23 protein-coding genes are annotated in these 26,220 nt (G+C 44.0%); 16 read left to right on the forward strand and 7 right to left on the reverse strand.

Annotated elements, in window-relative coordinates:
• Nucleotides 1–38 precede the first annotated feature (38 nt).
• The 7 genes from thiF to pheT all read left to right on the forward strand — a co-directional run bounded on the left by thiF (nt 39) and on the right by pheT (nt 6,393).
• Nucleotides 39–668 carry a sulfur carrier protein ThiS adenylyltransferase ThiF gene (gene thiF, locus WC496_05975; GenBank protein MFA5292567.1) on the forward strand — a complete coding sequence of 210 codons (630 nt, stop codon included), beginning with the start codon at nt 39–41 and terminating at the stop codon, nt 666–668.
• A 5-nt stretch (nt 669–673) separates the two neighbouring features.
• The gene (gene thiS / locus WC496_05980) at nt 674–883 is read left to right on the forward strand and encodes a sulfur carrier protein ThiS (GenBank protein ID MFA5292568.1); all 210 of its coding nucleotides are present in this window, start codon (nt 674–676) and stop codon (nt 881–883) included.
• A gap of 3 nt (nt 884–886) precedes the next feature.
• Nucleotides 887–1,660 carry a thiazole synthase gene (locus tag WC496_05985; GenBank protein MFA5292569.1) on the forward strand — a complete coding sequence of 258 codons (774 nt, stop codon included), beginning with the start codon at nt 887–889 and terminating at the stop codon, nt 1,658–1,660.
• On the forward strand, nt 1,661–2,716 hold the full coding sequence (gene thiH, locus WC496_05990; protein ID MFA5292570.1) for a 2-iminoacetate synthase ThiH: 1,056 nt from the start codon (nt 1,661–1,663) through the stop codon (nt 2,714–2,716).
• A gap of 4 nt (nt 2,717–2,720) precedes the next feature.
• The gene (locus WC496_05995) at nt 2,721–3,341 is read left to right on the forward strand and encodes an HD domain-containing protein (protein ID MFA5292571.1); all 621 of its coding nucleotides are present in this window, start codon (nt 2,721–2,723) and stop codon (nt 3,339–3,341) included.
• Nucleotides 3,338–4,213 carry a peptide chain release factor N(5)-glutamine methyltransferase gene (gene prmC, locus WC496_06000; GenBank protein ID MFA5292572.1) on the forward strand — a complete coding sequence of 292 codons (876 nt, stop codon included), beginning with the start codon at nt 3,338–3,340 and terminating at the stop codon, nt 4,211–4,213. Before WC496_05995 ends, prmC begins: the two co-directional genes overlap by 4 nt.
• Nucleotides 4,214–4,377: 164 nt before the next feature.
• Nucleotides 4,378–6,393: a phenylalanine--tRNA ligase subunit beta gene (gene pheT / locus WC496_06005; GenBank protein ID MFA5292573.1), complete on the forward strand. Its 2,016-nt coding sequence runs from the start codon at nt 4,378–4,380 to the stop codon at nt 6,391–6,393.
• A 14-nt stretch (nt 6,394–6,407) separates the two neighbouring features.
• Here pheT and WC496_06010 read toward each other — a convergent pair whose 3' ends face one another.
• Both WC496_06010 and WC496_06015 read right to left on the reverse strand, forming a co-directional pair.
• Nucleotides 6,408–7,886 (reverse strand): sodium/solute symporter, encoded by a 1,479-nt coding sequence (locus WC496_06010; protein MFA5292574.1) that lies wholly within the window; start codon nt 7,884–7,886, stop codon nt 6,408–6,410.
• A 73-nt stretch (nt 7,887–7,959) separates the two neighbouring features.
• Nucleotides 7,960–8,559 carry an AP2 domain-containing protein gene (locus tag WC496_06015; GenBank protein MFA5292575.1) on the reverse strand — a complete coding sequence of 200 codons (600 nt, stop codon included), beginning with the start codon at nt 8,557–8,559 and terminating at the stop codon, nt 7,960–7,962.
• A 478-nt stretch (nt 8,560–9,037) separates the two neighbouring features.
• On the opposite strand from WC496_06015, the gene WC496_06020 reads away from it, so the two are divergent.
• The 3 genes from WC496_06020 to WC496_06030 are packed head-to-tail and all read left to right on the forward strand — an operon-like array spanning nt 9,038 to nt 12,135.
• Entirely contained in the window at nt 9,038–9,271 is a 234-nt protein-coding gene (locus WC496_06020; GenBank protein ID MFA5292576.1) for a hypothetical protein, read from the forward strand.
• 9 nt (nt 9,272–9,280) lie between these two features.
• Nucleotides 9,281–9,931 (forward strand): hypothetical protein, encoded by a 651-nt coding sequence (locus WC496_06025; GenBank protein MFA5292577.1) that lies wholly within the window; start codon nt 9,281–9,283, stop codon nt 9,929–9,931.
• A gap of 11 nt (nt 9,932–9,942) precedes the next feature.
• A complete protein-coding gene (locus tag WC496_06030; protein ID MFA5292578.1) occupies nt 9,943–12,135 on the forward strand; it encodes an ATP-binding protein in 2,193 nt (730 codons plus the stop codon).
• A gap of 470 nt (nt 12,136–12,605) precedes the next feature.
• On the opposite strand, the gene WC496_06035 is transcribed toward WC496_06030, so the two are convergent.
• Nucleotides 12,606–13,973 (reverse strand): deoxyribodipyrimidine photo-lyase, encoded by a 1,368-nt coding sequence (locus WC496_06035; GenBank protein ID MFA5292579.1) that lies wholly within the window; start codon nt 13,971–13,973, stop codon nt 12,606–12,608.
• Between the two features lie 697 nt (nt 13,974–14,670).
• Between WC496_06035 and WC496_06040 the strand changes: the two genes are divergently transcribed.
• Together WC496_06040 and WC496_06045 are read left to right on the forward strand one after the other, a co-directional pair.
• Nucleotides 14,671–15,531: an MBL fold metallo-hydrolase gene (locus WC496_06040; protein ID MFA5292580.1), complete on the forward strand. Its 861-nt coding sequence runs from the start codon at nt 14,671–14,673 to the stop codon at nt 15,529–15,531.
• A 129-nt stretch (nt 15,532–15,660) separates the two neighbouring features.
• Nucleotides 15,661–19,110, forward strand: coding sequence for a right-handed parallel beta-helix repeat-containing protein (locus WC496_06045; GenBank protein MFA5292581.1), 3,450 nt, complete (start codon nt 15,661–15,663; stop codon nt 19,108–19,110).
• A 111-nt stretch (nt 19,111–19,221) separates the two neighbouring features.
• On the opposite strand, the gene WC496_06050 is transcribed toward WC496_06045, so the two are convergent.
• Nucleotides 19,222–19,581: a hypothetical protein gene (locus WC496_06050; protein MFA5292582.1), complete on the reverse strand. Its 360-nt coding sequence runs from the start codon at nt 19,579–19,581 to the stop codon at nt 19,222–19,224.
• Between the two features lie 23 nt (nt 19,582–19,604).
• Nucleotides 19,605–19,958: a DUF2007 domain-containing protein gene (locus tag WC496_06055; protein ID MFA5292583.1), complete on the reverse strand. Its 354-nt coding sequence runs from the start codon at nt 19,956–19,958 to the stop codon at nt 19,605–19,607.
• A 258-nt stretch (nt 19,959–20,216) separates the two neighbouring features.
• Here WC496_06055 and WC496_06060 point away from each other — a divergent pair, with 258 nt between their 5' ends.
• From WC496_06060 to WC496_06075, 4 genes are all read left to right on the forward strand, one after another.
• A complete protein-coding gene (locus tag WC496_06060; protein MFA5292584.1) occupies nt 20,217–20,417 on the forward strand; it encodes a hypothetical protein in 201 nt (66 codons plus the stop codon).
• A gap of 291 nt (nt 20,418–20,708) precedes the next feature.
• Complete coding sequence (locus tag WC496_06065; GenBank protein MFA5292585.1) at nt 20,709–22,022, forward strand: glycosyltransferase family 4 protein; 1,314 nt, start codon at nt 20,709–20,711, stop codon at nt 22,020–22,022.
• 54 nt (nt 22,023–22,076) lie between these two features.
• Nucleotides 22,077–23,285 (forward strand): glycoside hydrolase family 57 protein, encoded by a 1,209-nt coding sequence (locus WC496_06070; protein MFA5292586.1) that lies wholly within the window; start codon nt 22,077–22,079, stop codon nt 23,283–23,285.
• A gap of 40 nt (nt 23,286–23,325) precedes the next feature.
• Nucleotides 23,326–25,335 carry an amylo-alpha-1,6-glucosidase gene (locus tag WC496_06075; protein MFA5292587.1) on the forward strand — a complete coding sequence of 670 codons (2,010 nt, stop codon included), beginning with the start codon at nt 23,326–23,328 and terminating at the stop codon, nt 25,333–25,335.
• Nucleotides 25,336–25,390: 55 nt separating this feature from the next.
• Here WC496_06075 and nikR read toward each other — a convergent pair whose 3' ends face one another.
• Entirely contained in the window at nt 25,391–25,807 is a 417-nt protein-coding gene (gene nikR, locus WC496_06080; protein MFA5292588.1) for a nickel-responsive transcriptional regulator NikR, read from the reverse strand.
• A complete protein-coding gene (locus tag WC496_06085) occupies nt 25,800–26,150 on the reverse strand; it encodes a cupin domain-containing protein (protein ID MFA5292589.1) in 351 nt (116 codons plus the stop codon). Before WC496_06085 ends, nikR begins: the two co-directional genes overlap by 8 nt.
• Between the last annotated feature and the right edge of the window lie 70 nt (nt 26,151–26,220).

A 26,220-nucleotide genomic window follows, 5' to 3' on the forward strand; every position in this document is an offset into this window, starting at 1 on the left:
AGTCCTTTTCGCAGGCTGCGTTTTTTATTGGCAGATATATGGCAAAATTGAGTTGTGAACAATTCGAGGCGATGCTCATCGAACGCCACGGTGAGTCTGTGCACCAAAAATTAAAATCCGCGACAGTCGGAATCGCAGGACTCGGCGGCCTCGGCTCGAATGTCGCTATTTCGCTTGCCCGTATCGGCGTAGGGAAACTTGTGATTGCGGATTTTGATTTAGTAGAACAAAGCAACCTTAACCGCCAGCAATATTTTATCGACCAGCTTGGAACAAATAAAGTCGCAGCCATGAGTGAAAATTTAAGGCTGATTAATCCGTATATCAAAATCGACGGCCATCAGGTAAGATTAACACCTGATAATGTCCCGATAATTTTCCCGGATTGTCTCATTATCGCCGAGTGTTTCGACAAGGCCGACCAAAAGCAAATGCTCGTCGAAACCGTACTGAATAAAATGGATAATGTTAAGATTGTCGCGGTTAGCGGATTGGGCGGTTACGGGAAAAGCAACGAAATCCAGACTCGTAAAATTTCGGACAGACTGATAATGATCGGCGACGGCAACAGCGGAATAGAATCAGGTTTAAGTCTCATGGCCCCTCGCGTGGCGATTGCCGCAGGCCATCAGGCCAACGCGATTGTGGAATTAATAATTGACGGTTGAATATTATGGCAGTATTAAAAATAAATGGTGAAGACAAAACTTTCGACGGGGCCCTGCCGGAAACGCTTAAGGCACTGCTCGAATTTCTCAGCGTGAACGAAGCTACCGTTGTTGCGGAAGTGGACGGCCGAATTATTGCCCGCGGTAATTTTCAAAAGACGACTCTTCACGATGGGCAGAAAATTGAACTTATCAGATTTGTAGGCGGCGGATGATATATGAAAGATAAACTTATTATAGCAGGCAAAGAGTTTCATAGCCGGTTATTTATCGGCACAGGTAAATACGCCTCGAACGAAATTATGGCTGAGGCCATCGAAGCATCCGGAACCCAAATGGTAACAGTCGCTCTTCGGCGGGTCGATATCCAGAATCCGCAGGATAATATGCTGGCCGCTATCGACAGAAAAAAATATCTCCTTCTGCCGAATACTTCCGGCGCAAGAAACGCCGATGAGGCGGTTCGCCTGGCAAGACTTGCAAGAGCCGCGACTGAAATAAACTGGCTCAAACTTGAAGTTACGCCCGACCCGTATTATTTGCTGCCCGACCCGGTTGAAACATTAAAGGCCGCCGAAATTCTCGTAAAGGAAGGTTTCATTGTCCTGCCTTATATAAACGCCGACCCTGTGCTGGCAAAAAAACTTCAGGACATCGGCACTGCGACGGTTATGCCGCTTGCTTCGCCGATTGGCTCTAATCAGGGCCTGAAAACAAAAGCCGCGATTGAAATAATTATCTCGCAGGCGATAGTTCCCGTAGTCGTCGATGCCGGCCTCGGTATGCCCTCTCACGCGGCAGAAGCTATGGAAATGGGCGCAGATGCCGTGCTGATTAATACCGCCATCGCAACAGCAAACGACCCGGTAAAGATGGCCGAGGCTTTCAAAAAAGCAGTGCAGGCCGGCAGAGAAGCATTTGAAGCCGGCTCAGCAGGCGAAAAAAAACAAGCTGACGCTTCAAGTCCGCTTACCGGATTCTTAAGAGACTAAATGGATATCCAAAAAGCAATACACGATGATACAGGTTACAGTCCCGAAAGACTGGAAGCGTTAATGTCTCCGGAATCGCAAAATTATCTCGAACAGATGGCGCAAAAAGCCCGTCAGATTACACGTCAGCGTTTCGGAAATACAATCCAGCTTTACGCCCCGCTGTATGTCTCCAATTTTTGTGTCAACAGTTGTCCATACTGTGCTTTTAATGCAAAAAGTAATCTGCCACGCAAGAGACTCAGCGTTGAACAAGCCTGCAAAGAAGCCGATATCCTCGCCAATGAGGGATTCAGGCATATATTGATTGTCAGCGGAGAGGATACAAAATTCGTAACTATTCCTTATCTTGTCGAGCTTTCGAAAAAACTGCGTGAAAAATTCAGCTCTATTGCAATCGAGATTTATCCTGCTTCGACAGAAGATTACGAAAAACTTTTCGCCACCGGCGTTGAAAGCATCGCTATATATCAGGAAACCTACGACCGCACCGATTACGCCAAATTCCACAAAACCGGCCCCAAATCAGATTACGATTGGCGACTTGATACTCTTTCGCGGGCAGCCGCAGCAGGCTTCAGGAGTCTGGGGCTTGGCTTTTTAATCGGCCTAAGCGATTGGCGAACTCAGACCGTCGCGCTGGCAGAGCACGCAAATTTTCTTATGAAAAAATACTGGCAGGCGAGAGTCTCCTTTTCTTTTCCGAGAATGCGCCCTGCCGAAAACGTTGACGAAAAACTTTTTAAGCATATGATTAGTGATACTGAACTTGTTCAGATAATGATTTCGCTTCGATTATGTTTTCCGGATTCCGAGATAGTGATGTCGACCCGTGAATCGCCGCGTTTCAGGGATAATATGGCTCAGATTTGTGTAACTCGAATGAGCGCAGGCAGTAAAACAAACCCCGGCGGTTATGCCGAGGAAGATGCGTCGCTGAAACAATTCGAAATCGCTGACGATAGAACCCCACGGCAGGTATCTTCGATGCTGAAATCTAACGGCCTCGAAGCTGTCTGGAAAGACTGGGACGCCGCCTTTATTGGAAAGGATTGAAACAATGCAGGATTGTAAAATTCCGACCATCGACCAGTGTTATGAGCTGCTGGAAAAATGCTATGTACCCAAACACATTATTCGGCATTGTGAAATAACAGCCGATTTTGCCGCTTCTCTCGCTGAAAAAATCGCCGCCAACGGCACAAGTGTAAATGTCGATTTTGTACACAGGGCCTGTCTGCTGCACGACATTCTGAGAAGTTGCGATTTTAACAAGCCGCTCGACGAAATATTCGATGAGCCGATAAGCCCGCAGGACAGGGAAAACTGGCAGTTGTTAAATGAAAAATATAAAGGTCTCTGCCACGAAGACGCCGCTTATGAATTACTGAAAAACGACTGGCCTGAAATCGCCCTGGCGATTAAAAAACACGCGTACAGAACGCTGATTGACGAGACTTTAAGGCCGCGGACAATCGAGGAAAAAATAGTCTATTACGCCGACAAACGCGTTATGCACGATAAAATCGTCCCGCTTTCCGAAAGGCTCCAGGAAGGCCATAGAAGAAATCTCCGCCCCGACTGCCCGAAGATTGTCGATACGGATTATGTCGATTCGCTTATTTTCGAGCTTGAACGCCAGTTGCTTGCACTTACAGAACCTTCCGAGGATGAAAATTGAGTCAGACCTGGACAATACAAAAACTTCTCGACTGGATGGTAAGTCATTTCACTGAAAAGAAAATCGACTCGCCGCGCCTCACCGCAGAACTGCTTTTATCTTTCGTGCTGGGCCTTGAAAGAATACAGCTTTACATGCACTTCGACAAAGAAGTCGACAAACCGCATCTCGATAAACTCCGCGCACTCGTCAAACGCTGTCTCGAAAACGAACCGGTCCAGTATTTAACCGGCAGGTGTGAATTTTATTCTCTCTCACTGAAAGTCTCCCCCGACTGCCTGATACCAAGACCTGAAACGGAACTGCTCGTCGAAAGAGCGATAGAATTTTTGCGCACCCGCAGCGGCACACAGCACGTCTGCGACCTATGCACGGGCAGCGGCTGCATTTCGGTTACAATAGCGAAAAATTTTCCAGACGCGAAAATTATCGCCACCGACATCTGCGACAAGGCCTTAAGTGTCGCCGCCGAAAATATCGCAAAATACAACCTTGGCCAAAGAATCGAACTTCTGCATGGCGATTTATTTGCACCGATAATCAGCCGGCTCGATGTCAAAGAATTCGACTTGATTGTCTGCAATCCGCCTTATGTCAGCATACCAGAATATGAAAAACTTGACGCGAAGGTCAAAAACTACGAGCCTAAACTCGCTCTCGACGGCGGAGTTGACGGTCTCGATATCTATCGAAGAATTGCTGAGCAGGTAAGCGCCCATTTGAAAAAAGACGGCGTTCTTTTGCTCGAAATCGGCTATCTGCAGGGACAAGCCGTCCGAAAACTGCTCGAAGAAACGAAAATCTTTAATCCCATAAAAATTGAAAAAGATTTCAGCAATAACGACAGAGTCGTAACCGCCGTAAAAGGTTAAAAACAAAACCTATTATTGACAGTTCATCCCCTATTGGTTAAATTATCACCTTAACGCTCTATTGTCATTTCGAGCGAAGTCCCGATATTTCGGGACGTAGTCGAGAAATCTCGTTTAGTATATTGTAGGGTGGGCTTTAGCCCACGCCGTGAAGGTATCGAAAAATGAAAATCTCTCTAAACTGGCTTAAGGATTACGTACCGATAACTGAATCTGCGCAGGAGCTTGCCGTTCTTTTAAGCAATCTCGGCTTTAACACGGAAAGCATCGAGCAGCTCGCCGACGATGCGGTTATAGACATTGAAATCACCAGCAATCGTCCGGATTGCCTTTCTCATATCGGCATAGCCCGTGAAATCGCCGCCGCTACTGGCCGGGAACTAAGCCTGCCGAAAATAAAATTTGAGCCTCTCAAAAAAGACATATCTTCCCTGATTAGTGTCGATATCGCCGAGCCTGCTCTTTGCGGCAGATACACCGCCAGAATTATTGAAGGCGTGAAAATAGGCCCGAGTCCTTCCTGGATGACCAAGCGTCTCGAAGCCATCGGTCTTCGCAGCGTTAATAACGTCGTTGACGCGACAAACTATGCGATGATGGAAACCGGCCAGCCGCCCCATGCTTTCGACTATAATAAAATCAAAGGCGCCAAAATCATTGTCCGTCTCGCAGTGCAAAACGAAAAAATCGTAAGCATCGACGGCACAAACTGTGTACTTGCGCCGGATATGCTTATCATCGCCGATTCAGCAGGCCCTGTCGCTATCGCCGGCGTTATGGGCGGTATCGAAACTGAAGTCAGTGATACTACCACGAATATTCTTCTTGAGGACGCATCGTTTAATCCTGTAATCACCAGGAAAACCTCGCTAAACCTAAACCTGCCCAGCGAAGCGGCCTACCGATTTGGCCGAGGCGTTGACATCGAACAGATTGACTGGGCATCCCAGCGAACCGCCCAGCTCATCGCCCAGGTCGCAGGCGGAAAAATTGTCGAAGGCGTAGTTGACGCATATCCCGGCAAAATCCCCAACCACCGTATGGTTACTATGAGATTCAGCAGGGTCAAAAAACTGCTCGGTATCGATATCCCGCAGCAGTCGATTTTTGAAATTCTCCGCGGCCTTTCGTTCAGCCCACAAAAACCGGAAAACGATAAGATTCTCTGTACAATTCCGACATGGCGGCCCGACATCACAAGGGAAGTAGATTTGATTGAGGAAGTCGCCCGCGTTCACGGCTTCGACAAAATAGCCATACGTCAGAAAATCAATATTGAAGTAACTCCCGTTGACGAAAGACAGCAGATAATCGGCAGGGCAAGCGGTTTTCTTAACAGTTGCGGTTTTTACGAAACAATAACGCCCGGCTTCAACAGCGAGACTATCGCCAAACTGATAACCGGCAAAACATCGGATACCCACCTTGTCGTACAGGACCAAAGCAGCAGAACTGCAAATCTTTTGCGAAGTTCGCTCATTGGCTCTTTACTCGAGACTCTCGCGAGAAATTACAATGCAGGCAATAAGAATATAAAAATTTACGAACTGGCAAACGTATTCAAAAAACTTCAGGACGGCTCGCATTCTGAAAACAGTTCTTTGGCCGCTCTTTGCGATGATGATTTTAGAGTCCTGCGAGGTGCGATTGAAGGCGCGATAAAGGCCGTTGACTCCTCGGCAAAAATCGTATTCAAACCGGCAGATGTATTCTGGGCCTCTACCGGCGCCGACATAATCGTAAATGATGTTGTTATCGGCTCTGCCGGCGCTGTAAAAGACCGGATACTCACGGCCCTTGATATCAAAACGCAAGTGGTTTGCGCCGCCGAGATTAATTTTGATAGTATCACGGCTTTAAAAGCCGGGCAAATCAAAGCAAAACCTCTGCCGAAATTCCCGGCCATCACCCGCGACCTGTCCCTAATAGTTAACGAGCAGGTTCAGTGGTCGCAGATAGAAAATATTGCGTTGTCGAAAGCTCCATCCGAGCTTGAGGAATTGAAATTCGTCGGCATTTACAGGGGCAAGCCAATCCACACCGGCAAAAAGAGCGTTACAATTTCGCTCTGCTTCCGCGACGAAGACGGCACGCTGAAACACGAAATCGTTGACAACTGGCAAAAAAACATCGTCTCTGCCCTATCGTCAGCTATCGGCGCCGAACTCCGCCTTGCGTAATTACAACCGCTTTCTTATGCGAATGCTTTTTCGATAATCGAATGCTTCGGTGGTTTCGTTACGAAGCTGACTAATGGTATCACGATAAACGGCACAATCATCGCTGCGCTGGCGGCAATCGGAGAATTTTTTGCGCCGAACCAATAATACAGAGTCGTATTTATCACCAGTGCCGTTATCATTCCCGCCACCACGCCGGTATGCGTCGCCCGTTTCCAGTAAAGACCGTAGAAGAACGGCGCCATAAACGCACCTGCCACCGCTCCCCACGACAGGCTCATAAGCTCAACTATGAACGAAAACTGGTACCTGGCGACAAAATACGATACTACCACAAACACCGCGCTTAAAAATCTCATCATCGCCAGAGACTTTTCCTTTGAAACATTCGGATTCACATGGCCCTTGTAAAGGTCGATTGCCACCGACGACGCCGAGACAAGCACCAGCGACGAAAGCGTGCTCATCGATGCCGACAGTATCAGCAGCAGTATCACTGCCATCAATCCGCTCGGCAGATATTTTGTCAAAAGTTCCGGTATCATCCTGTCGAAGTCCGGCCCTGCGGCCCCCATCGGCGGAGTATCATAAAATATATGTGTCAGCGAACCGACATAATATGCCGTAAAAGAGATTAAGACCGCAAAGATAGTTGTAATCAAAGCCGCCTTATTGATGACCGCTTCGTTTTTAATAGCGTAAAATTTCTGTACCATCTGCGGCATACCCCAAACGCCGAACGATGTCATAAACACAAGCGCGCCCAGCATCAGTATGCTCGGCTGTTTTCCAGCCGGCAGTGCGCTGTGCCATTGATTATACCTTTCAGTTGCCGCCCGGATTGCTCCGCCAATGCCGCTCGTTCCCGCGACTTCAGCAGCCTTGCCGCTGAGGATAATCACCATAAGAATCGAACCGAATATCATAATAATGCCCTGCACAAAATCCGTCAGCGTCACCGCGAAATATCCGCCGAGTATCAGGTACAAACCCGTAATTGCAATCATAACCAAAAGCGCGTAATCATATTTGATATGAAAATTGGCCTCGAACAGATAACCCAAACCTTTGAATACCGACGCCGAATATGGAATAAGGAAAACAAATATAATCATGGCGGCAAACATTTTTATATATTTGCTGCCGAACCGCTCATGCAGAAATTCAGGCATAGTCATCGCGTCGAGATTATGCGTCATTCTTCTCGCTCGTCTGGCGAGTATGAGCCACGCCGCGGTTGTACCTATAAAGGCGTTCCCTGCCGCGATTGCTAAACCTTTTAAACCGTATCCCCATCCGATTTTCCCGCCGAATCCTATAAACACCACGGCGCTGAAGTATGTTGTTCCGTATGCAAATGCAGAAATCCACGGTCCGACCGTTCTGCCGCCGAGAAAGAAATCGTTAAGAGTCATTGTTTTCCGCATCCCCCAGACTCCGATAGCCGACATTCCAAACAGGAAAATTCCCAACAGAACAATACTCGCCGTCATGCTTTATCTCCTTATGAATAACTGGTTCCTGATTATTTCTACCTTTTTGTATTTTATCGACAAATTCCGGATTTTACAGCACTTTTTTAGCATACTCGCAGCCACCCTCTTCGAAATTAGTAACCGCAAATTCCCCCCTGTATTTTCTCGCCGCCTTATCGTAAGCCTTTGCTGCCTCTATTTCGTCATCAAAATAGCCTAAAAATATTCTTTGCCCTTTATGTATCAGCACAGCGTAAAATTTCTGATGTACATTATGCCATCGAACGCCTTTATATCCGGATTTTCCCCTATTGAATCCCTGCCTGTTACTGAGATTATTTTCCGCTTTTGTAACTGCCATTAAATTTGCTTTACGGTTATCGAGCCCCTTATGGTTTTTATGATGAACGACAAGATTTCCCTCCGGCCGCATTATCATCCTGTGCATTGATATTGTTTTCTTACCGCTTTTATGCTCTGCGTAGCAGTTATATTTATCTTCTTTTGCGTACCATTTTATTAAGTTTACTTTTTCAAAATCTTCAGGGTCAACGATTGCGTACTTATTTTGCGTCAGTTTTATTTTCCGAAACGGATGCCCGTATTTCCATTTCCTATAGCGCAGCAGTACCCACACGCCAATGCGAGCAATGAACGTTGGATAATGAATTTGAAAATTGATTTTTGGCATAAGAAACCTCTTATTAAAAACCCAACAGAGCCCAAGCGACAGCGCAGGGAGAATAAATATTCAGGTTCAGAGCGTTAGCGCGGGGTGGTTTGTTTAATTAATTTCAATTTTGGTAATTGGGTTTTGTTTAGGATTTAGATATTAGGGTTTCGGATTTCCATAGTTAGATATACATTTTTTGTTGTTTTTTTGCCTAACTATGGCTGTATTTTACCATATTTTTAATAAAAGTCAAACGAAAATTTGCAAATTTTGCGTAAATTTTCGCCCTGAGCTTGTCGAATGGGTCAAGAAAAAACCATATTTTTCAAAAAAATCGAGGTTTTATAGCAACGATTCAATATTTTATTCCAAATTATTCTTTCTTTAATGGCATTAGTAATATTTTAATAGAAAATAAAAGATTTTTTATTGACAAATATATGCGATATATACATACTACCAGAAATTATATGTTAAATATCTCAAAGGATTTGATATGGTTAAGCAAAAAGTTGAGGGAGAAAGTAAACAGGAAAAATTTAAAAGAGTTGCTTCACTACGAACACAGAGAATCTTGAATGATTTAAGATTGCTGGGTAATTGTTCAAACAGTTCGGTTTATGCTTATACTCAAGAGGACATTTCAAAAATTTTCGGTGCAATCGATCGAGAGCTTAGACGCGTGAAGCTTTTATTTGATAAACCCAAGAATAATACTTTCAGCTTATGAGGAAATCAAATGACCGACAAAGAAAAAGTTGAGAAATTAAAATCTTTTGACCCTGCAAAGTATAATTCCATTGATCTTGATAGATTGGTTATTTATACAGTAACTAAACTCGGGGAATACAAAATTGAACTTTCTCTTGAAAATATAATCGTTGGAGCTTTCAAACTTTTCCCAAAAAAGTTTTCTTTGGCTGGATATCCTGAATTCCCGGATGCTACGCGCATTGAGAAGTCTTTGTGGCGATGTAAAACTAAGAAAAGTAGGAAAAAACAGTGGATAGGCGGTAAAACACCACACGGATACTTAATTACGGATGAATCCAGAACTATTTCATCGCAAACTGAGGCTGAGTTATCTGATAGTATGCCCAAAAAACCCAAAAAAACCTCTACAAAAACACGAAGAACGGAAAGTATTCTTAAAGAAACGACAAATTCCTCTGCTTACATAAAATATATCAACGGGAAATCCGATTCTATTACAGAGGCCGATCTTTGCTATTTACTGCAAGGCACCTTGGATTCTACACGAGAAACTTTGAGAGAAAATCTTGTTTCACTTAAGAAATTTGCAGAGGAACTTGAACGTAAAGACATATTTAAGGTTCTTTGTTGGTTAGAAGAACATTTTAAAGATTTTCTAAGCGATAAAATAAAATAGGAGAAGTTCTTATGGTACGTGGAATTATCAAGGTTGACGTTAGACATACAATGCGAAATATTAGACAAGCAATGCAAGGCAATGTTATACGTGCACTTGTTGAATTAATTACAAACTCTGATGACAGTTACATCAGACAAGAAAGCAAAGGACGGACTGAGAATGGATCAATAGAAATTATTTACAAAAAAGATGGCTACCGAGGAATTTTTGCTGTTCGTGATCATGCAGAGGGGATGTCAATAGATGACGTTGAAAACAACCTTACTGGATACGGATCGGCAACCAGCGGGATGCAGACTGGTAAAAAGGTTCGTGGTTATTTTGGCCAAGGCGCTAAGGATGCCCTGGTAAGTATGATAAATGGTAAAATTCTCACTTTCAAAGATAACAAATTTGCTGAATGCAAACTCTTTGAAGAAGCGGATAAGCCTTGGTATGATATTAGCGGCCCTATACCTGCTACCCAAAAACTAAGAGATACCTATGGAATTAGTGGTAATGGGACTATTGCTGTTTTTGAAGCTGAACGAAAAGTCCCTCAATTTGACACCATCCATACAGAACTAGCCAATAATAGTCTTCTACGCAAAATAATGGTTAATCCAAACAGAAAAATACTCCTTATAGACGAACCATCAGGAAAAACTCGCCGTTTACAATATCAAATGCCAGAGGGAAGAGAAATATTGGCGGATGAATTTGTTATTGAATATGAAAATTATGAACCTTTCACAATTAGCCTTTCTATATGGCGTGCCGAGAAAGAACTCACTCAAAGAGGTGATGATAGAGATGGAGGTCTTTTACTTTTGGACGGAGAAGACATGGTATTGGGTATTTCTCTGTTCAAATATGATAATGAGCCACTTGCGGCACGTTTTTTTGGCGAGGTCCGGACAAATGGTTTCAGAGAACTACTCAAAAAAGAAGAACCCGTACTCAAACAAGACCGTAGCGGTATTGAGCCTCATCATCCATTTTGTGAAAAACTTATCGCAGAAATCGAAAAACGTCTCGAAAAAAGAGTAGAAGAAGAAAAATTACGCAAACAAAGAGAAGAGCAAACTAAGATTGATCCCGAAGAAAGACGCAGATATAAAAATGCCTTTAGTATTTTGAACGAAATTGCAGAAATAGAAGCACAAGCCGCCGAAAATCTTGGACAAGAATTGACTGGAAAAATAGAAGAGCCACCCAATGGTTTTCATCTCTATCCCTCATCTGCACAGATAACTGTCGGTAAACGTTATATTTTTGAGCTTCGTCTTAATACAATGACAATTCGTCATGGAACAATTATTAAAATTAAATGTACTAACTCGAAAATTCATATTTTAACACCTGAGATTAAGGTGGCGCTTGAAGATGATTATGGTATTTTACGTAAGTACATTACAGTTGAAGGAACCGAGCCAAATATTGAAGGTACTCTACAAGCAACTGCTGCGGACAAATTATCCCAGTCAAAAATTCTTGTGATTCCAGAAAAGGAAACTTTACTTGAGGAGGGTATGGGATTTCAGCCGGAATCTTTAACTTTACGCCCTAATAAACCTAGAAAAGTATGTTTACTAGTATATGTAAAAATAATAGAAGGGGGCAGTGAAATTAAAATATTCTCAGATAACAATGCTGTGCATATTTCACAAGATAAAATCGTCGTTAATGAAGCTGATGCAATAAGACATTTTGCTAAATACGACTTGGAAGTATGGGGTGATGGAGTAGGACAGAATGCTTTGATTACCGCTGAATGCGAGTCGCATATAGCTCTTTTAGAGGCACGTATTAAATCCCAAGAAGACACGACTGACAAAAAACACGGTAAGGGAATGTTTGACGAACCTGAACAAAATTATGAACCAGATCCACTTCAGCGAACTTCTTATAGTGCCGAAACCGGCAAAGTAATTATTTACGTGAATTTTCCTTCTGTTAAACATTATCTTGGTGATAAGTGTCAGTATCTGAAAACACTGCCTGCACAAGTCTTTGTTGCCGATTTGCTTGCCGAAAGGTGTTTCTTTGAAATAGCAAAAAAGAAAATGGAATCTAGCGGTGTAGCTGTTAGGCCTGAAGCCGTTTCTGATAGAATTCAAAGAGATGCTCAAGAACTTTCACTAAAATATGGTAAAAAAGTACATGAAGCATTGGTCGACCAAAAGCTTGTTAGCGAGGCAAAAGGTATCAACCAAACATAGTAAAAATCCTCTGTGGCCTCTGCCTGTCCACCATCTTGTCCATTCGTAGCCTTGGCGAAGACCCCTTTTGGGGTGTTTAGTTAAAGCAATACTTCGTGTTATCTTCGTGGTTATTCGTGGTAAAATTTTTAGTAGAACATCGTCTTAAAGCAATATCACCTCTGTCGAAGCGAAGCGGAGACCCCCGCGCTTAGTTTTCTCGCCACTGCGAAGGAAACTGCGGGGGGCGGTTACTCAATTAAAAACTAAAAATTCTCTTCATGTTCGTTGTGTATTTGCTTTAAGGCACAGCCGTGTAGCGGCAAAAAATTTAATTACAGGCCCGGTTGAAATTTATTTCAAAGAGGGTCTGTTTAAATTTTACAGTCCCAATTTTAGGGACTGCCTTAAAGCAATATCATCTCTGTGAGTTCTGTGAGCTCTGTGGCTAATAATTAAATCCGCATCATCCGCGCAATCCGCGGTTAATTTTATTGGTGCCTTAGTGCCTTTGTGGCTATAAGTTGAACGTATTTTTCCATATCGAATTTTCTCTCTAATCCTTTTGCGTTCATATATCTAACCTTGCCGAAAATAGGTCTCTCCGTCCAGGCCGTATCGTGCTTGCCGAAGCACCAGCAGATTCCCGCGTAACCGTTCGGGTCCCTGCCGTCCAGTTCGTATTTATTATTCAGATAGATTGCTGTCTTAAAGGCTTCGTTTGGATTTTTGCTCCATTCGATAATTTTTTTGCCCCAGTACATTCTCATATATCCGTGCATTTTGCCGGTGATTACCATTTCCATTTGCGCAGCGTTCCAATATTTATCGTGCGTTTGCGCGTTCTCCAATTGTTTCAGTGTATAGATGTATTGTCTTTTATCGCGCCTGTGAAAATTAAGCGTTCGCATCGCCCAGCCTGCCGTCGATTTAAGTTTGTCGTAATCCGAATTGTAATAGACAAAATTATGTGCCAGTTCGCGCCTTATAATCAGTTCTTCCAGATAGTGTTTCGCCCCTGCCCCGTCGTGTTTAAGGATTTCCAGTGCGATATACACCGGCGATATTTGTCCGAAGTGCAGGTACGGACTCATATTTGACAGGCCCTCTTTCGATGGGTCGTTACTGGTTTTGCCGTAGCCGGAAAGTTTGTCTTTTATGAATATTTTTAGAAGTCTTTTTGCTTCGCTTGTTCCGCCTTTGAAATAGTTTGTTTTGCTGACAGACTGGTCTATTCTGAGTTTTTTGATAACAGCGTCAGGAGCGCTGATATCCATACTTTTGAATTTCAGATTTAAAGAGCTTTTTATGCACTTTGATTGCGGCACTTTTTTCAGGAATTTTTTCAATTGTTTTGTAATTCTCGGCCTGATTGTCCTTGCCGAATATTCTTCTTTTTCGCAGGCAGTTTCCGGCGGCACTATCAGGTTAGTTTCTATTTGTGTTAGTCTGCAGTCGAGTTTCCTGGCTATCGCCCACCTGCATTTTTGTTGAAATTTCAGGTATCCTGCATCGACGATTATTTCACAGGCCTTTTGTGCGAAGGTTGGAACAATTTTTTCAAATCTTCCGCTTTGAATGACTAACCGTATATTTCGTATCTTTAGTGCCTGTTGAACTTCGACAAGTCCTTCGAGCATAAAGTGATAGCTCCTGGCATTTGCGTCAGGAAAATCAGGATTGATACAGAAAAGAACAATTAAAGGTTTTTCTGCATTGTTTGCCTGTTTTATTGCGTATTCGAGGGCATGGTTAAACTCAGTCCGTTGGGCCGTTTGCATCCAATAAACGACGAATTTGCCGCTTTTTATGGGACAGTTGTTGAGTGTTGTAATTCGTTCTTTTTCTAATGTCTTCATAACTGCTCTTTATGCCATTTTAAAAGTTGAAAAATCATAATTTCAACCAGGATTTACAGATGTTCCTTGTATTTTTTCAGCCGTATTTTGTCCCCGTTTACAGGCGTTATTATTATTTTTATCGGTTTTTTTCTAAAAAAGCCCTATTTGCAATTTTATCGGTATTCTACCGCTGTACAATCCCTAAGCGTATTAAAATCCATACCGGATTTGGCTTAAAAACCCAAAAACTTCGTTGAAAAATTATTTGAACAGAAATTTTTGCTTGACGTATAATAGGAGGAAATGTTATTTTAGATAACCCACACGTACCTCCTCCTCTTTAGGAGGCGCACACGGCATGGCGGTTTCTCTCCTCGGCCGCCTGCCATTTTTTTTGCGCTTATGTGGGCAGGTTGTTTTAGCGCCTAAATGAACGATTTTATGTTCATTCAGGTAAATGGGTTTTCGGGCTTGCGGGGCGGAAAATTTTGTCCAAAGTCAGGCAAACAATTTAGCTTGTTTTTACGTATAATAACTACAAGGGAAGTATCAAAACTTCTTTGATTTTTTTCTCCAGGGCGAGCGGCTGACCTCCTCGGTCGCTTGCCCATTGTTTTTTCAGCATATCCTCCACTTCAAAAACAGCCCGAAAGTGCCTTAACGCCAACCAAATAATTCATACCAATTCAGGTCCATACGTGGTAAAATTCCGCTTATGGCAAGTCATAACCTGGCAAAAATAAAAATAGACGACCTCGATATTCTCGGCTATTCGGTAGCGGGCGAAGAAACCGTTATCGGTATGCCGCAGCTCGACGTCTGCTTCGATATCGGCAAGTCGCCTGACCAGCTCATCAGTATAAATAATCTCCTTCTTACGCACGGACATATGGACCACGCGGCTGGAATAGCCTACTATCTTTCACACAGAAAATTCTGCGGACAAAAGCCGGGCACCGTACTGGCACCGGCAAATCTTATGCCCCCGCTGCAGGAAATCATCAACGCATGGGGAAAACTGGACGGCAATAAAATACCGGTAAGACTTATCCCTATGCAGGCGGACGAGGAATTCTATATCAAGCCCAATCTCCTTGTCCGGGCGTTCGCAACCAAACACTGCAAAGGGTCGCTCGGATTTACCGTCATCGAAAAAAAGAAAAAGCTGAAAGAAGAATATCTCGGCCTGAGCGGCAGTGAAATTGTTAAACTTAAAAAGCAGGATATAACGATAGACTACCCGGTCGAACTGCCGATAGTAACATACCTGGGCGATACGCGAGCCAATAACTTCGCGAAATTAGATTACGTCGTCAAAAGTAAAATCCTGATTGCCGAGTGTACATTCGTTGATAATGAACATATCGACCGTGCCCTTGCCGGCGACCATATGCATATCGATGACCTTGCCGAAATGCTCGCCGAACTCGATAACGAATATATAGTCCTGACGCACTTAAGCCAGCGGACACATATTATGGATGCGAAAAAAATCCTGAAGGAGAAATTGTCCCCTGCCGTTTACGCAAAAACAGTTCTGCTTATGGACAAAAGAAGCAGGCTGACAAATTCTTAGGCTCATTAACCATTAAATAACGCCGTTTTTTTATCAAAACAAGACATTTTTACTTGATTTTTACAGAAAAAGTCTTATAATATAGGCATATTTTTCGATTAAAGCCTGATTTTTCGAAAGAGCCCTAAAATGACAAAGAGAGAAAGCTGTTCTCAACGGTTGCGTTCTATGTATCAGCGTTTTTCATTTCTACTGCTGCTTTTGATTTTTTCTGTGAATGCCGTTCCGTTTATATCGGCATCTGAAAGATATGTCTATCCGCCGCCTGAGCAGCCATCTGACGGACTGAACGTAACCTTTGCCGGCGGAACTGTAATGTATCCAAACATTCAGGCCGCGATAGATGATGCCTGCGACGGCGATATTATTTATCTTGCGCCCGGCAGATATAAAGGCAAAGGCAACAGGGACCTTGATTACAAGGGAAAAGCAATTACAGTAAGCGGCCTTGACCCAAACGACCCTGATAAGGTGGCGGCGACAATAATAGACTGCAACGGAACAGAGACAGATAAACACAGGGGTTTTTATTTTCACACCGGCGAAGACACTAATTCCGTCCTTTGCGGAATTACAGTAACCAACGGTTTGCACGATTCGGGTTCAGCCATATATTGTGACCGGGGCAGCCCATATATTCATCACTGCAATATTATTTCAAATACAGCCAGATATGGCGGAGGTACCGCAATTAATGTTTATGGTTCCTCAATTTTGGAAAACAGTACTGTTACGGATAATAATACGGCCTATGCTGTTTATTCATATACTGATTATCGAGATAACAGCAATGCAATAATGATAAAAAATTGTATTATAAAAAATAATACCGGTTCCGGTATTAACTGCGGCGGCAGTACAGAAGTCGTAAATTGCAGGATAGAAAAAAATAAAGGATCAGGTATATATATGCGATTCGGGGGACGTTACACAACAGTAAAGATTTCCAATTGCGAGGTAATGTTTAATGGCACAACAGGAAATCAAGTCAACGGTGGGATTTTTAGCGCAAGCAGTACAGGCGTTTATATCGAAAATTCTTCAATTATAGGAAACATAGGAACCGGCATAGCACGATGTCAGGACGTTAATAATTGTTTCATAGGATATAATTCGGACAACGGCTTGTTATATTGTCAAAGAATTATAAATTCGAAAATTATTGGTAATGGCGGGGATGGAATATATTATCCAATCGGCATTAACGGTCCTTCACAGGTTTCAAACTGCGTTATCGCCAAAAATAAGAAACGAGGAATTTATTTTTATTACGGGACTCCTTATTTATCTAACTGCACAATAATCGATAATGACGGGGCAGGGGTTGAAATATATAAAGTGACGTCACTGAATATCACCAATTGTATAATCAGAGATAATTTCGGCGAACAGATTAAAGGGGCAACATCATCAACGAACATCACATATACCAATTCCTATAAATATTCCGGGGCTCCATGGCCTGAGAAAATACCTTATGATGGAACAGGCAATATTACTGCCGACCCTTATTTTGTCTCCAATGACGATTTTCATTTGAGGTCGAATTCCAACTGCGTTGACGCGGGAACAAATGATGCCAACTTTGTTACGGAAGTCAATGATATTGAAGGAAGTCCAAGAATTATTGACGGAGACGGAAACGGCACTGTAACGGCGGATATAGGCGCTTATGAATATAATGCAAATCAGCCTGTTATATCCGCATGGGCGGACAGGATAGTATGTCTTAAAAACGCAGGCAATCAGACAGAAGGAAAGATATATATAAAAAATGCAGGGACCGGTACGCTCGATTATGAAATTGTTTCAGATAACAACTGGCTGACTATTATTACTCCGCAGGGTACGTCTGCCGGTGAGATTCAGGAAGTGAATGTTTCGATTGATGCCAACAATCTGGATTTGGGCGATTATATTTGCACAGTAAAAATATATGACTCCAATGCAGCGAATAACCCGACAGACTTGTGGTTTTGTGTGCATATAGGAAGCCTGTGGACTGTCCCGACCGATTGTAATACTATTCAGACAGCAATAAACGCGGCAAGCAGTTGCGATTATATCTGCGTTATGGATGGCAATTACACCGGGCCGGGAAACAGAGATATTGATTTTCTTGGAAAAAATATCGTTCTTTACAGCGAAAACGGCCCGGAAAATTGTATTATAAACTGTGAAAATGTTGCGGATGGTTTTAAAATCATTTCGCACGAAACAGAAGCCGTTCTCGATGGCTTTTCCATTATTAATGCATTTGATAAAGCTGTTAGTTTAGATTCTTCCAGCCCGCTGATTACAAACTGTATTATCTCTAACAGCAAATATGGTGTTTATATGCGGTATTATGGCAGCCCCACAATCACAAACTCAAGATTTAATTGTGCTTATGCTGGAATATACGGCAGTTACAGATACTTCACTATTAAAAACTGTGAATTTTCAGAATGCGGGATTTTAGTATGTACTGGCGAAAAACTCCTCGTTAAAAATTGCAATATTACTTCAACTCGTTTTCCCTCCGATTCAGGAATCCACTGTGGAAATACCGAAGAAGTAATCATTGATAGGTGCTCTATCTATGGCTGTGAAGAAAGCGGAATTATACTCACTGCTGTGGGGGAATTCCAGATAAGCCATTCAGATATACGAAACAATGCATTTTATTTTATGTCTCGGCATGCAGGAATTGACCTTGGATATATCGGGCATGGATTAATATCAAATTGCATCATAACCAATAACATGTCTAATTCGGAATTCCACTATGGTTCTCCATGTGGTGGAATAGTTATATACTATGATGCTAATATTCTTGTGCAAAACTGTTTATTGGCAGCAAACACTTATGCTTGTTTTGCCGGTTACCGGTGTAAGGTGCAATTTGAAAATTGCACCTTTAACAATAATCGGGATTGTCTTCTCTGGTGCAATGACGGTCCTGATGTTAGTTTTAAAAATTGCATCTTATGGGAAGATGGAGATTTGATTCATCAGGAAGGAACTCCGGACGCGATAATAGATATTTCTTACAGTAATGTTCGCGGCGGATGGGAAGGTGTTGGAAATATCGATACAGACCCTTGTTTTGTCGATGCCGGTTATTGGGACGCCAATGGCACGCCGAGCGACGCAAATAACGATTTCTGGGTTGACGGCGATTATCATTTGAAGAGTTTTGGCTGGCGATGGAATCCGTCCGAACAGGAGTGGGTCTTTGACAGGGTAACGAGCAGATGTATCGACGCCGGTTCGCCGGGCTGGCCTTTAGGTAATGAGCCTTTAACTATATCGGAAGACCCGGAAAACGAATGGGGCGAAAATCTGCGAATCGATATGGGCTGTTACGGCGGAACCGCAGAGGCGTCGATGCCGCCTTACGATTGGGCATTATTATCCGATATGGATAACAGCGGCAAAGTTAATTTCGCGGATTATTCTTATCTGGCACAATTTTACAGTTCATCCGGCGAAAAAATAGACGGCGATTTGAATCGCGACGGGCAGGTAGATTTCGAGGATATAAATTTAATTGCCGCCGACTGGCTCTGTTATACAGACTGGGCCTACAGCAGGTAATAATAAAATGGATTCCCGCTGGAGTTTACCCTCGTGAAAACGGGGGCAAGAATGACAAGGGATAAATAACCCGCCGAATAAATCAGCGGGCTTTCGGATATAAAAGAGTTTTCAGCCTTGCGGTTTCGAATCGTCTTTGTCCTGCAAATCCTTGAGCGAACATGGCTCGGCTGTTTTTCGATAGCCCAGAGTCTTTATTATCTCGAGAATTTCCGTCCAGCTCGGGAAAGGTTTGTTGTTGAGTTTTTTATACTGGTCGATGGCCATGATAAATTCGAACTGCTCATCGGTCATTTGTCCTTCTTCGGCGGCTTTTCTGTCGTCGGAGCGTCTTCTGCCGGGACCGCGTCTTCTGTCAAGGTCGGCCCTTCTATCGGAGCCGTCCTGTCTTGTGCCGTTTAAGCGCCTTTCCGCAACTGTCTGACGTCTTGTTGTAAAGCAATTTTCAATATGTGATTTATATTCTTCCACTTTCATCACCTCATTAATTCAAATTATAAATTTTCATCTTCATCATCGAAACTGTCGCTATCGCCAAATTCATCGAAGTCCGGCTCCTTGTTCCAGTTGTCATGGTCGTTGAAGGCATCGTCGAGGAAATTATCGAAACTCTGCTCGGATTCGATAAGTTCCTGGGCCTGTTCGAGATAGTTTTCCGGAACCATTACCGCTGTGCCTATAACTTCCGAAGAATAACTTTTCTGTGTGGCGATTACGGCTGGAATGTTATGCCCTGCAAGTATATCCTTGTATTCATTTGCAAGGTCAACATCCTCAGCGATTGCAACGGTCACATAATCCTCCAAAGCCGTTCTCTGGTCATCACTTCTATTCTCATTAGTATTCATAATTCTGACTCCAATCTCGATATAGTCAAAATGACCCTTTCAAGGGGTTCCTAAGCTGTTTTCGACAAAAAACAGGGGCTATATAATCTAAAAACTGGTGCAAAAGGCTTAATAAGTGCATAATTTTGCATTTTTACGGAATTTTTTTGTTGCAAAAGGTCTTATAAGTATTCAAAATACGACCCAGAAGTCGGTCATTGTCGTAAAGGGCCGATAAAAAAAGGAATATTTGTTTAATTTGCATGGAGGATTTCTAACATGGCAAAGAAAAAAGCTGCAAAAGGTAAAGAGTCTCTGATCGTGGCGAGCAAAGTAAAAGCTTATGTCAAAAGCAAAAAAATGATGACATCGGCTGACGCACTCGGCGCGCTGAGCGACAAAATTTACTGTCTTCTCGATAACGCCTGTGAACGCACAAAGGCTAACAGAAGAAGCACCCTGAAGCCGCAGGACCTGTAATCTGAATTTTGCAGGACAAAACAACGAAACCGACCTCTGTAAAAAAACAATAGAGGTCGGTTTTTTTACGAACATACTTAACCACTTCTTTCCTTCTCAGGGGTTTTTCATAGTATTTTAGTCTTTTTTCCACTTTTGACACAATTAACGTCCGATAAATCGTAAAAATGGGGTTGGCGGCACTGAAAAATGATTTTATAGGAACAATTTATTAAACCCGTTTCGATAAAAAACCGATTATAACCATAAGAGATATATTATTTTACCTGTTTTTTGGGAGACCAGAAGGTCTTGAAGATATTTATGCTTGGCTGGGAGTTTCCGCCCTTTATTAGCGGCGGTTTGGGTACGGCGTGCTATGGCTTAACCAGAGCGATGAGCAAGCTCGGACTTGAAGTAACATTTGTCCTGCCGCGGACAATATGTGCGGACAAACTCTCGACCCATGTCAAAATGCGAACACCGGCAGATGCGAACTTCCACCACGTCGATTTGGAAAGCACGGAACTTAAAAATATAAAATTCAAGGCTATCGATTCCCCGCTGAAACCTTATGCCGACGCCGGAACATACCGGCACGAAATCGAGGAGATGATACGGGCCAAACAAAAACTCCGCAGCACGACGATAGTCGGTGAGGAAAACGATTTCGATGACGACAAGGCTCATTATGCCGGCGATATGTACACGGAAGTTCACAGATACGCCGCGGCCGCAGTTAAACTGGCGATGAAGGAAGATTTTGACGTTATCCACGCACACGACTGGATGACATATCCTGCCGGATTGGCCGTAGCCGCTGTTACAGGCAAGCCCCTCGTTATACATGTGCATTCGACCGAATTCGACCGCAGCGGCGAACATGTCAACCAGATGATTTACGATATCGAACGGGCCGGAATGCACGGCGCCAACAGGATAATCGCGGTAAGCTATCTTACAAGAAATATAATCCTGGCCAGGTATGGCGTCCCCGGCGACAAGGTGGAAGTCGTTTATAACGGCATTGAAAGAAACGGCAACGGCCTGACTATCGGCAAAACAGGAATAAAGAGAGACGAAAAAATCGTTCTGTTCCTCGGCAGAATTACCATGCAGAAGGGACCTGAATATTTCCTCGGCGCCGCCAAGAAGGTGCTTGAGGTTATGGACAACGTCAGGTTCGTCATGGCCGGTTCCGGCGATATGATGAGAAGGTCTATCGAACTCGCCGCCGAGCTTGGTATCGGCAGTAAAATATTGTTTACAGGCTTTTTAAGAGGCGAAGATGTCCGCAAAGTCTATGAAAGAGCGGACCTTTATGTTATGCCCAGCGTATCTGAGCCGTTCGGCATAGCTCCGCTTGAGGCGCTTAATCACGATGTGCCGGTGCTGATAAGCAAACAGAGCGGCGTCTCGGAAGTATTGACGCACGTTCTTAAGGCGGATTTCTGGGATACGACCGAAATCGCCAATAAAATTGTTGCAGTATTGAAATACCCGCCCCTGCAGATGACGCTGAAGGAACATGGAAACTTCGAAGTCAGAAAACTCAGATGGGAAGACGCCGCTGAAAAGTGCAGACAGATATACGAACAAATGATCGACCAGGCGGTTTGCGTCTAAAGTTACCGAACCGGCCAAAATATGCCGGAAAGGATTATATCAAAGGATTGAATTATGCCATCCGTATGCTTTTATTTTCAGGTTCATCAGCCTTACAGGCTGCGGCACTACACCGTTTTCGATGAAGACCACAGATATTTTGACACTTTCAAGAACAAATCAATCTGCCAGAAGGTCGCCAATAAATGCTACCTTCCCACGAACAGGCTGATTCTCGACTTGATAAAGCGCCACGAGGGACGGTTCCGCGTCGCATACAGTATTACAGGCGTACTGCTCGAACAACTGGCCGACTACGCCCCCGAGGTGATGAGCACGTTCGACGCGCTGGCAAGAACCGGCTGCGTGGAATTCCTGGCCGAAACTTATTACCACAGTTTGAGCTTTTTATACTCGCGAAACGAGTTCCACGAGCAGATTTTCAAACATATGGATACGATTGAAAACCTGTTCGGACAGCGGCCGAAGGTCTTCCGCAATACCGAACTTATCTACAGCAACGATTTGGCCGAGGCAATTGAAGAAATGGGCGTATTCGACGGGATTATTACCGAAGGCGCCGACCGTATACTCGAAGGCAGAAGCCCCAATTTTCTTTATAAGGCGCCTAAAGAAGGAAAAGCAAAATTACTGCTGAAAAACTATGCCCTTAGCGACGATATCGCGTTTCGCTTCTCCAACAGAGGCTGGAGCGAATGGCCGCTTATGTCGCATAAATTCAGCAATTGGGTAAACGAAGTCAACGGCAACGGCTACGTGGTCAATCTTTTTATGGATTATGAAACCTTCGGCGAACATCAATGGGAAGATACCGGCATATTCGATTTTATGCGGCAATTGCCCGAAGAAATTATGAAGAACCCGGATAATAATTTCAAGACGCCTTCCGAAGCGATTGCGTCATATCCGGCGACCGATGTAATAAATGTGCCGGGACTTATAAGCTGGGCAGATACCGAAAGAGACCTTTCCGCCTGGCTGGGCAACGCCATGCAGTCCAACGCCCTGCACGAACTTTATCGTATGGAGCAGAAAATAAAAAAGACAGGCGACAAAACGCTTCTGTCGGACTGGCGAAAACTCCAGAGCTCCGACCATTTCTACTATATGTGCACAAAATACTTCTCAGACGGTGACGTACATAAATATTTTAATCCGTATGATTCGCCTTATGACTCATATATCAATTTTATGAATGTGATGGGCAATCTCGAAAAGAGATGCGCAAAAACCACACAAAACCGACAAAAAGTTATGAGTTAACCGGAAATCAGGGATTAAACTTAAAAAAGGAACTGCCAGGATGGCGGAACTCGCCCAGCAAATTTCAAAACCGAAACAGCAGTCGAAACAAAAAAAAGAATTCGAAAAACAGATTGAAACCGAATGGCTGCTGACCAATAATCGCGGAAGCTTCGCGGCGGGCACAATATGCGGCTGCAATACGAGACGCTACCACGGGCTTCTGACAGGAACGCTCGTACCGCCGGCAAAAAGAACCGTTGCGCTTGCGAACTGCCTCGAAACAGTTATTACCGAAAACAAAAGGTACAATCTCAATCATTTCGAATTCGAGCCGCCCTCACCAGAGAACGCTCCGCCGCTGCCGACCGGCTTCAGGAAAGATATCGGAGTTCATTTCGATTATTCAGGCAGCCTGTTTAACCTTACCAAAAGCATTTATCTGCTACCGGAGACCGACATAACGGCGATTGTTTACGACTTCAGCGACATACAGCAGAAATTCGATTTTACTGTAAGGCCGCTGGCGGCAATGAGAAATTATCACAGCCTCGCAAGGGCAGGCGAGAATTTTTATCTCGAATGGCAGGACGACTTCCTCGCGGTCAAAAACAAAAATTTTGAACAGGCTCAGCTCCTGCTGGCAACCGACGAAATGGCCTTTATGGAAGATACGCAGTGGTGGTACAATTTTTCCTACCGCCAGGAAAAATCCAGAGGCTACGATTATATGGAAGACCTCTGGTCGCCGGGGATTTTCAGAAGAACTATCGATGGGCCGGTAAGAATCGTCCTGTGGGCAGGTTTCGGCGACGCTGATATGCCGCACAAAATGGCAGGGCTGGATGTCGATGTGATTATCGACGACCTTAAACTGCAGCAAAAACAAGTACTGGGCAATATGAAAAACAAAGACCCCCTTGTTCAGTCGCTTGCTGTCTCCGCAGAGCAGTTTATTATCAACAGGCACCTTGAAAAGCTGAAAACCAAATCAATAATGGCCGGCTTCCCGTGGTTTGTCGACTGGGGCAGAGACGCCCTTATATCCCTCGAAGGCCTATTGCTGTGCTGCGGCAGATATGAAGACGCTTTTTCAGTCCTGATGAATTTCGCATATAACGCCGACGAAGGTATGATTGCCAACTACTTCGGCGACGACGAGAGCGGCGCACATTACAACAGTATAGATACGTCGCTTTGGTTCGTCCACGCGGCTTTCAAATATTACAAAGTTAGCGGCGATTCGAGGGGCTTCACTTCAAGACTGATGCCTGTAGTTCGCTGGGTAGTCGATTCGTACTGGCAGGGTACAAAGTTCGGCATAAAAGCCGACACCGACGGCCTAATCACCGGCGGCTCTTACGAGACTCAGCTTACATGGATGGACGCCAAATTCGATAATGTCGCCTTTACGCCGAGATACGGCAAGGCGGTGGAAATAAACGCCCTGTGGTACAACGCTATATGCAATTGCGCAGAATTTTACAGGAACAGGGACGCGGTACTTGCGGAAAGGTTCGGCAAAATGGCGGATAAACTCGTCGGCAGCTTCCGCTCCTGCTTCTGGAACCAGCAGGGCCAATATCTCTACGACTGCGTAACAACCGAATACAAGGACGCAAGCATAAGACCAAACCAGATATTCGCTGTTTCTCTGCCGTTCTCGCCTTTAGACTGCCAGCAGCAAAAAGCGGTGGTAAGCTGCGTTGAAAATAATCTTCTGACGCCTTTCGGCCTCAGGACACTTAACCAGGGCGACAGCAAATATAAGGGTAAATACGAGGGCGGCCCAAAAGAACGCGATAGTGCATATCATCAGGGTACCGTTTGGCCCTGGCTGATTGGGGCTTTCGTCGAGGCTTATTTGAAAGTCAACAACAACAATAAACAAAGCAAAAAAACCTGTGCCGACTGGATTGAGCCTCTTATCGAACACTTCAGGAACGAAGGCTGCGTAGGCAGCATAAATGAGATATTCGATGGCGACCCGCCGTACGAGCCGCGAGGAGCATTCGCCCAGGCATGGAGCGTAGCGGAAGTGTTAAGGGCCTGCATGATGATTAACGGCTAAAACACTTTGTCATTTCGAGCGAAGGCTGCAACGCAGCCGAAGTCGAGAAATCTATTTATTTTTCGGCTTCGACAGCGACGAGATTTATATAGCCGTGCTTTACGCCCCGCAGACTTATCATTTTTTCGCCCATCGCGTTTATATCTGAAGCCATCCCCCTTACAATCAGAATCTCAAGGCAGTTATCATGGTCGATATAGACATGAATCGAAGAAATTGTTTTTATGGGCCTGCCGTGGCGCAGTTTTTTGAACACGTTCGAGATATGCGCGGTGTGGTGGTCGTAAACGAGGAAAATTGCCCCGATTGCCGGGGTTTTTTTATGCTCAATTTTTTTCTGGGAAAGATTCTCGCGAATCAGGTCGCGAATCGCTTCGGAACGGTTTTTATAGCTTTTGCCTGAAATGAACTTGTCAAATAGCACAAGCAATTCTTTTTCCAGCGAAACTCCTATGCGTTCAATATCACTCATGTTTATGTTCTCCGTTGCCGTTTGTCGGCGCTACGCAGTAAATATAACACAAAGGTTCATTCGAATTATTCACTATATTATGTACGGTCTGCGGAGGAATATAGGTTATTTTTCCTTTGCCGACTTCGAGAATTTCTCCCTCACCAATAACCGCCTGCCCCTGTCCTGAAAGGAATACAAGCATTTCTTCCTGCGCTCCGGTTGTATGTTGGCCGCAATCGGCGCCGGGCTGCAGGTAAACCCTGCCGGATTTCATTCCACAGGTTTGTGGAATTCCGTCTAAAAGACTCTGGTATTCAGGTTTCTCGTTTAAAACAGCGATAAAAGGTTCTTTTTGCGACATTGTAGTAACTTTCGAGATAGTATTAATATTTTCAGGCCATTCTACAAAATTTTTAACTATTTTCCATATT

Source organism: Phycisphaerae bacterium (assembly GCA_041652575.1).
Lineage (GTDB): Bacteria > Planctomycetota > Phycisphaerae > Sedimentisphaerales > UBA12454 > UBA12454.

Bases quoted from the DNA above. Each gene is read 5' to 3' on its own strand.
- thiF (MFA5292567.1), top strand. From the start codon at position 39: ATGGCAAAATTGAGTTGTGAACAATTCGAGGCGATGCTCATCGAACGC.
- thiS (MFA5292568.1), top strand. From the start codon at position 674: ATGGCAGTATTAAAAATAAATGGTGAAGACAAAACTTTCGACGGGGCC.
- WC496_05985 (MFA5292569.1), top strand. From the start codon at position 887: ATGAAAGATAAACTTATTATAGCAGGCAAAGAGTTTCATAGCCGGTTA.
- thiH (MFA5292570.1), top strand. From the start codon at position 1,661: ATGGATATCCAAAAAGCAATACACGATGATACAGGTTACAGTCCCGAA.
- WC496_05995 (MFA5292571.1), top strand. From the start codon at position 2,721: ATGCAGGATTGTAAAATTCCGACCATCGACCAGTGTTATGAGCTGCTG.
- pheT (MFA5292573.1), top strand. From the start codon at position 4,378: ATGAAAATCTCTCTAAACTGGCTTAAGGATTACGTACCGATAACTGAA.
- WC496_06010 (MFA5292574.1), bottom strand. From the start codon at position 7,886: ATGACGGCGAGTATTGTTCTGTTGGGAATTTTCCTGTTTGGAATGTCG.
- WC496_06015 (MFA5292575.1), bottom strand. From the start codon at position 8,559: ATGCCAAAAATCAATTTTCAAATTCATTATCCAACGTTCATTGCTCGC.
- WC496_06020 (MFA5292576.1), top strand. From the start codon at position 9,038: ATGGTTAAGCAAAAAGTTGAGGGAGAAAGTAAACAGGAAAAATTTAAA.
- WC496_06025 (MFA5292577.1), top strand. From the start codon at position 9,281: ATGACCGACAAAGAAAAAGTTGAGAAATTAAAATCTTTTGACCCTGCA.
- WC496_06030 (MFA5292578.1), top strand. From the start codon at position 9,943: ATGGTACGTGGAATTATCAAGGTTGACGTTAGACATACAATGCGAAAT.
- WC496_06035 (MFA5292579.1), bottom strand. From the start codon at position 13,973: ATGAAGACATTAGAAAAAGAACGAATTACAACACTCAACAACTGTCCC.
- WC496_06040 (MFA5292580.1), top strand. From the start codon at position 14,671: ATGGCAAGTCATAACCTGGCAAAAATAAAAATAGACGACCTCGATATT.
- WC496_06045 (MFA5292581.1), top strand. From the start codon at position 15,661: ATGACAAAGAGAGAAAGCTGTTCTCAACGGTTGCGTTCTATGTATCAG.
- WC496_06055 (MFA5292583.1), bottom strand. From the start codon at position 19,958: ATGAATACTAATGAGAATAGAAGTGATGACCAGAGAACGGCTTTGGAG.
- WC496_06060 (MFA5292584.1), top strand. From the start codon at position 20,217: ATGGCAAAGAAAAAAGCTGCAAAAGGTAAAGAGTCTCTGATCGTGGCG.
- WC496_06070 (MFA5292586.1), top strand. From the start codon at position 22,077: ATGCCATCCGTATGCTTTTATTTTCAGGTTCATCAGCCTTACAGGCTG.
- WC496_06075 (MFA5292587.1), top strand. From the start codon at position 23,326: ATGGCGGAACTCGCCCAGCAAATTTCAAAACCGAAACAGCAGTCGAAA.
- nikR (MFA5292588.1), bottom strand. From the start codon at position 25,807: ATGAGTGATATTGAACGCATAGGAGTTTCGCTGGAAAAAGAATTGCTT.
- WC496_06085 (MFA5292589.1), bottom strand. From the start codon at position 26,150: ATGTCGCAAAAAGAACCTTTTATCGCTGTTTTAAACGAGAAACCTGAA.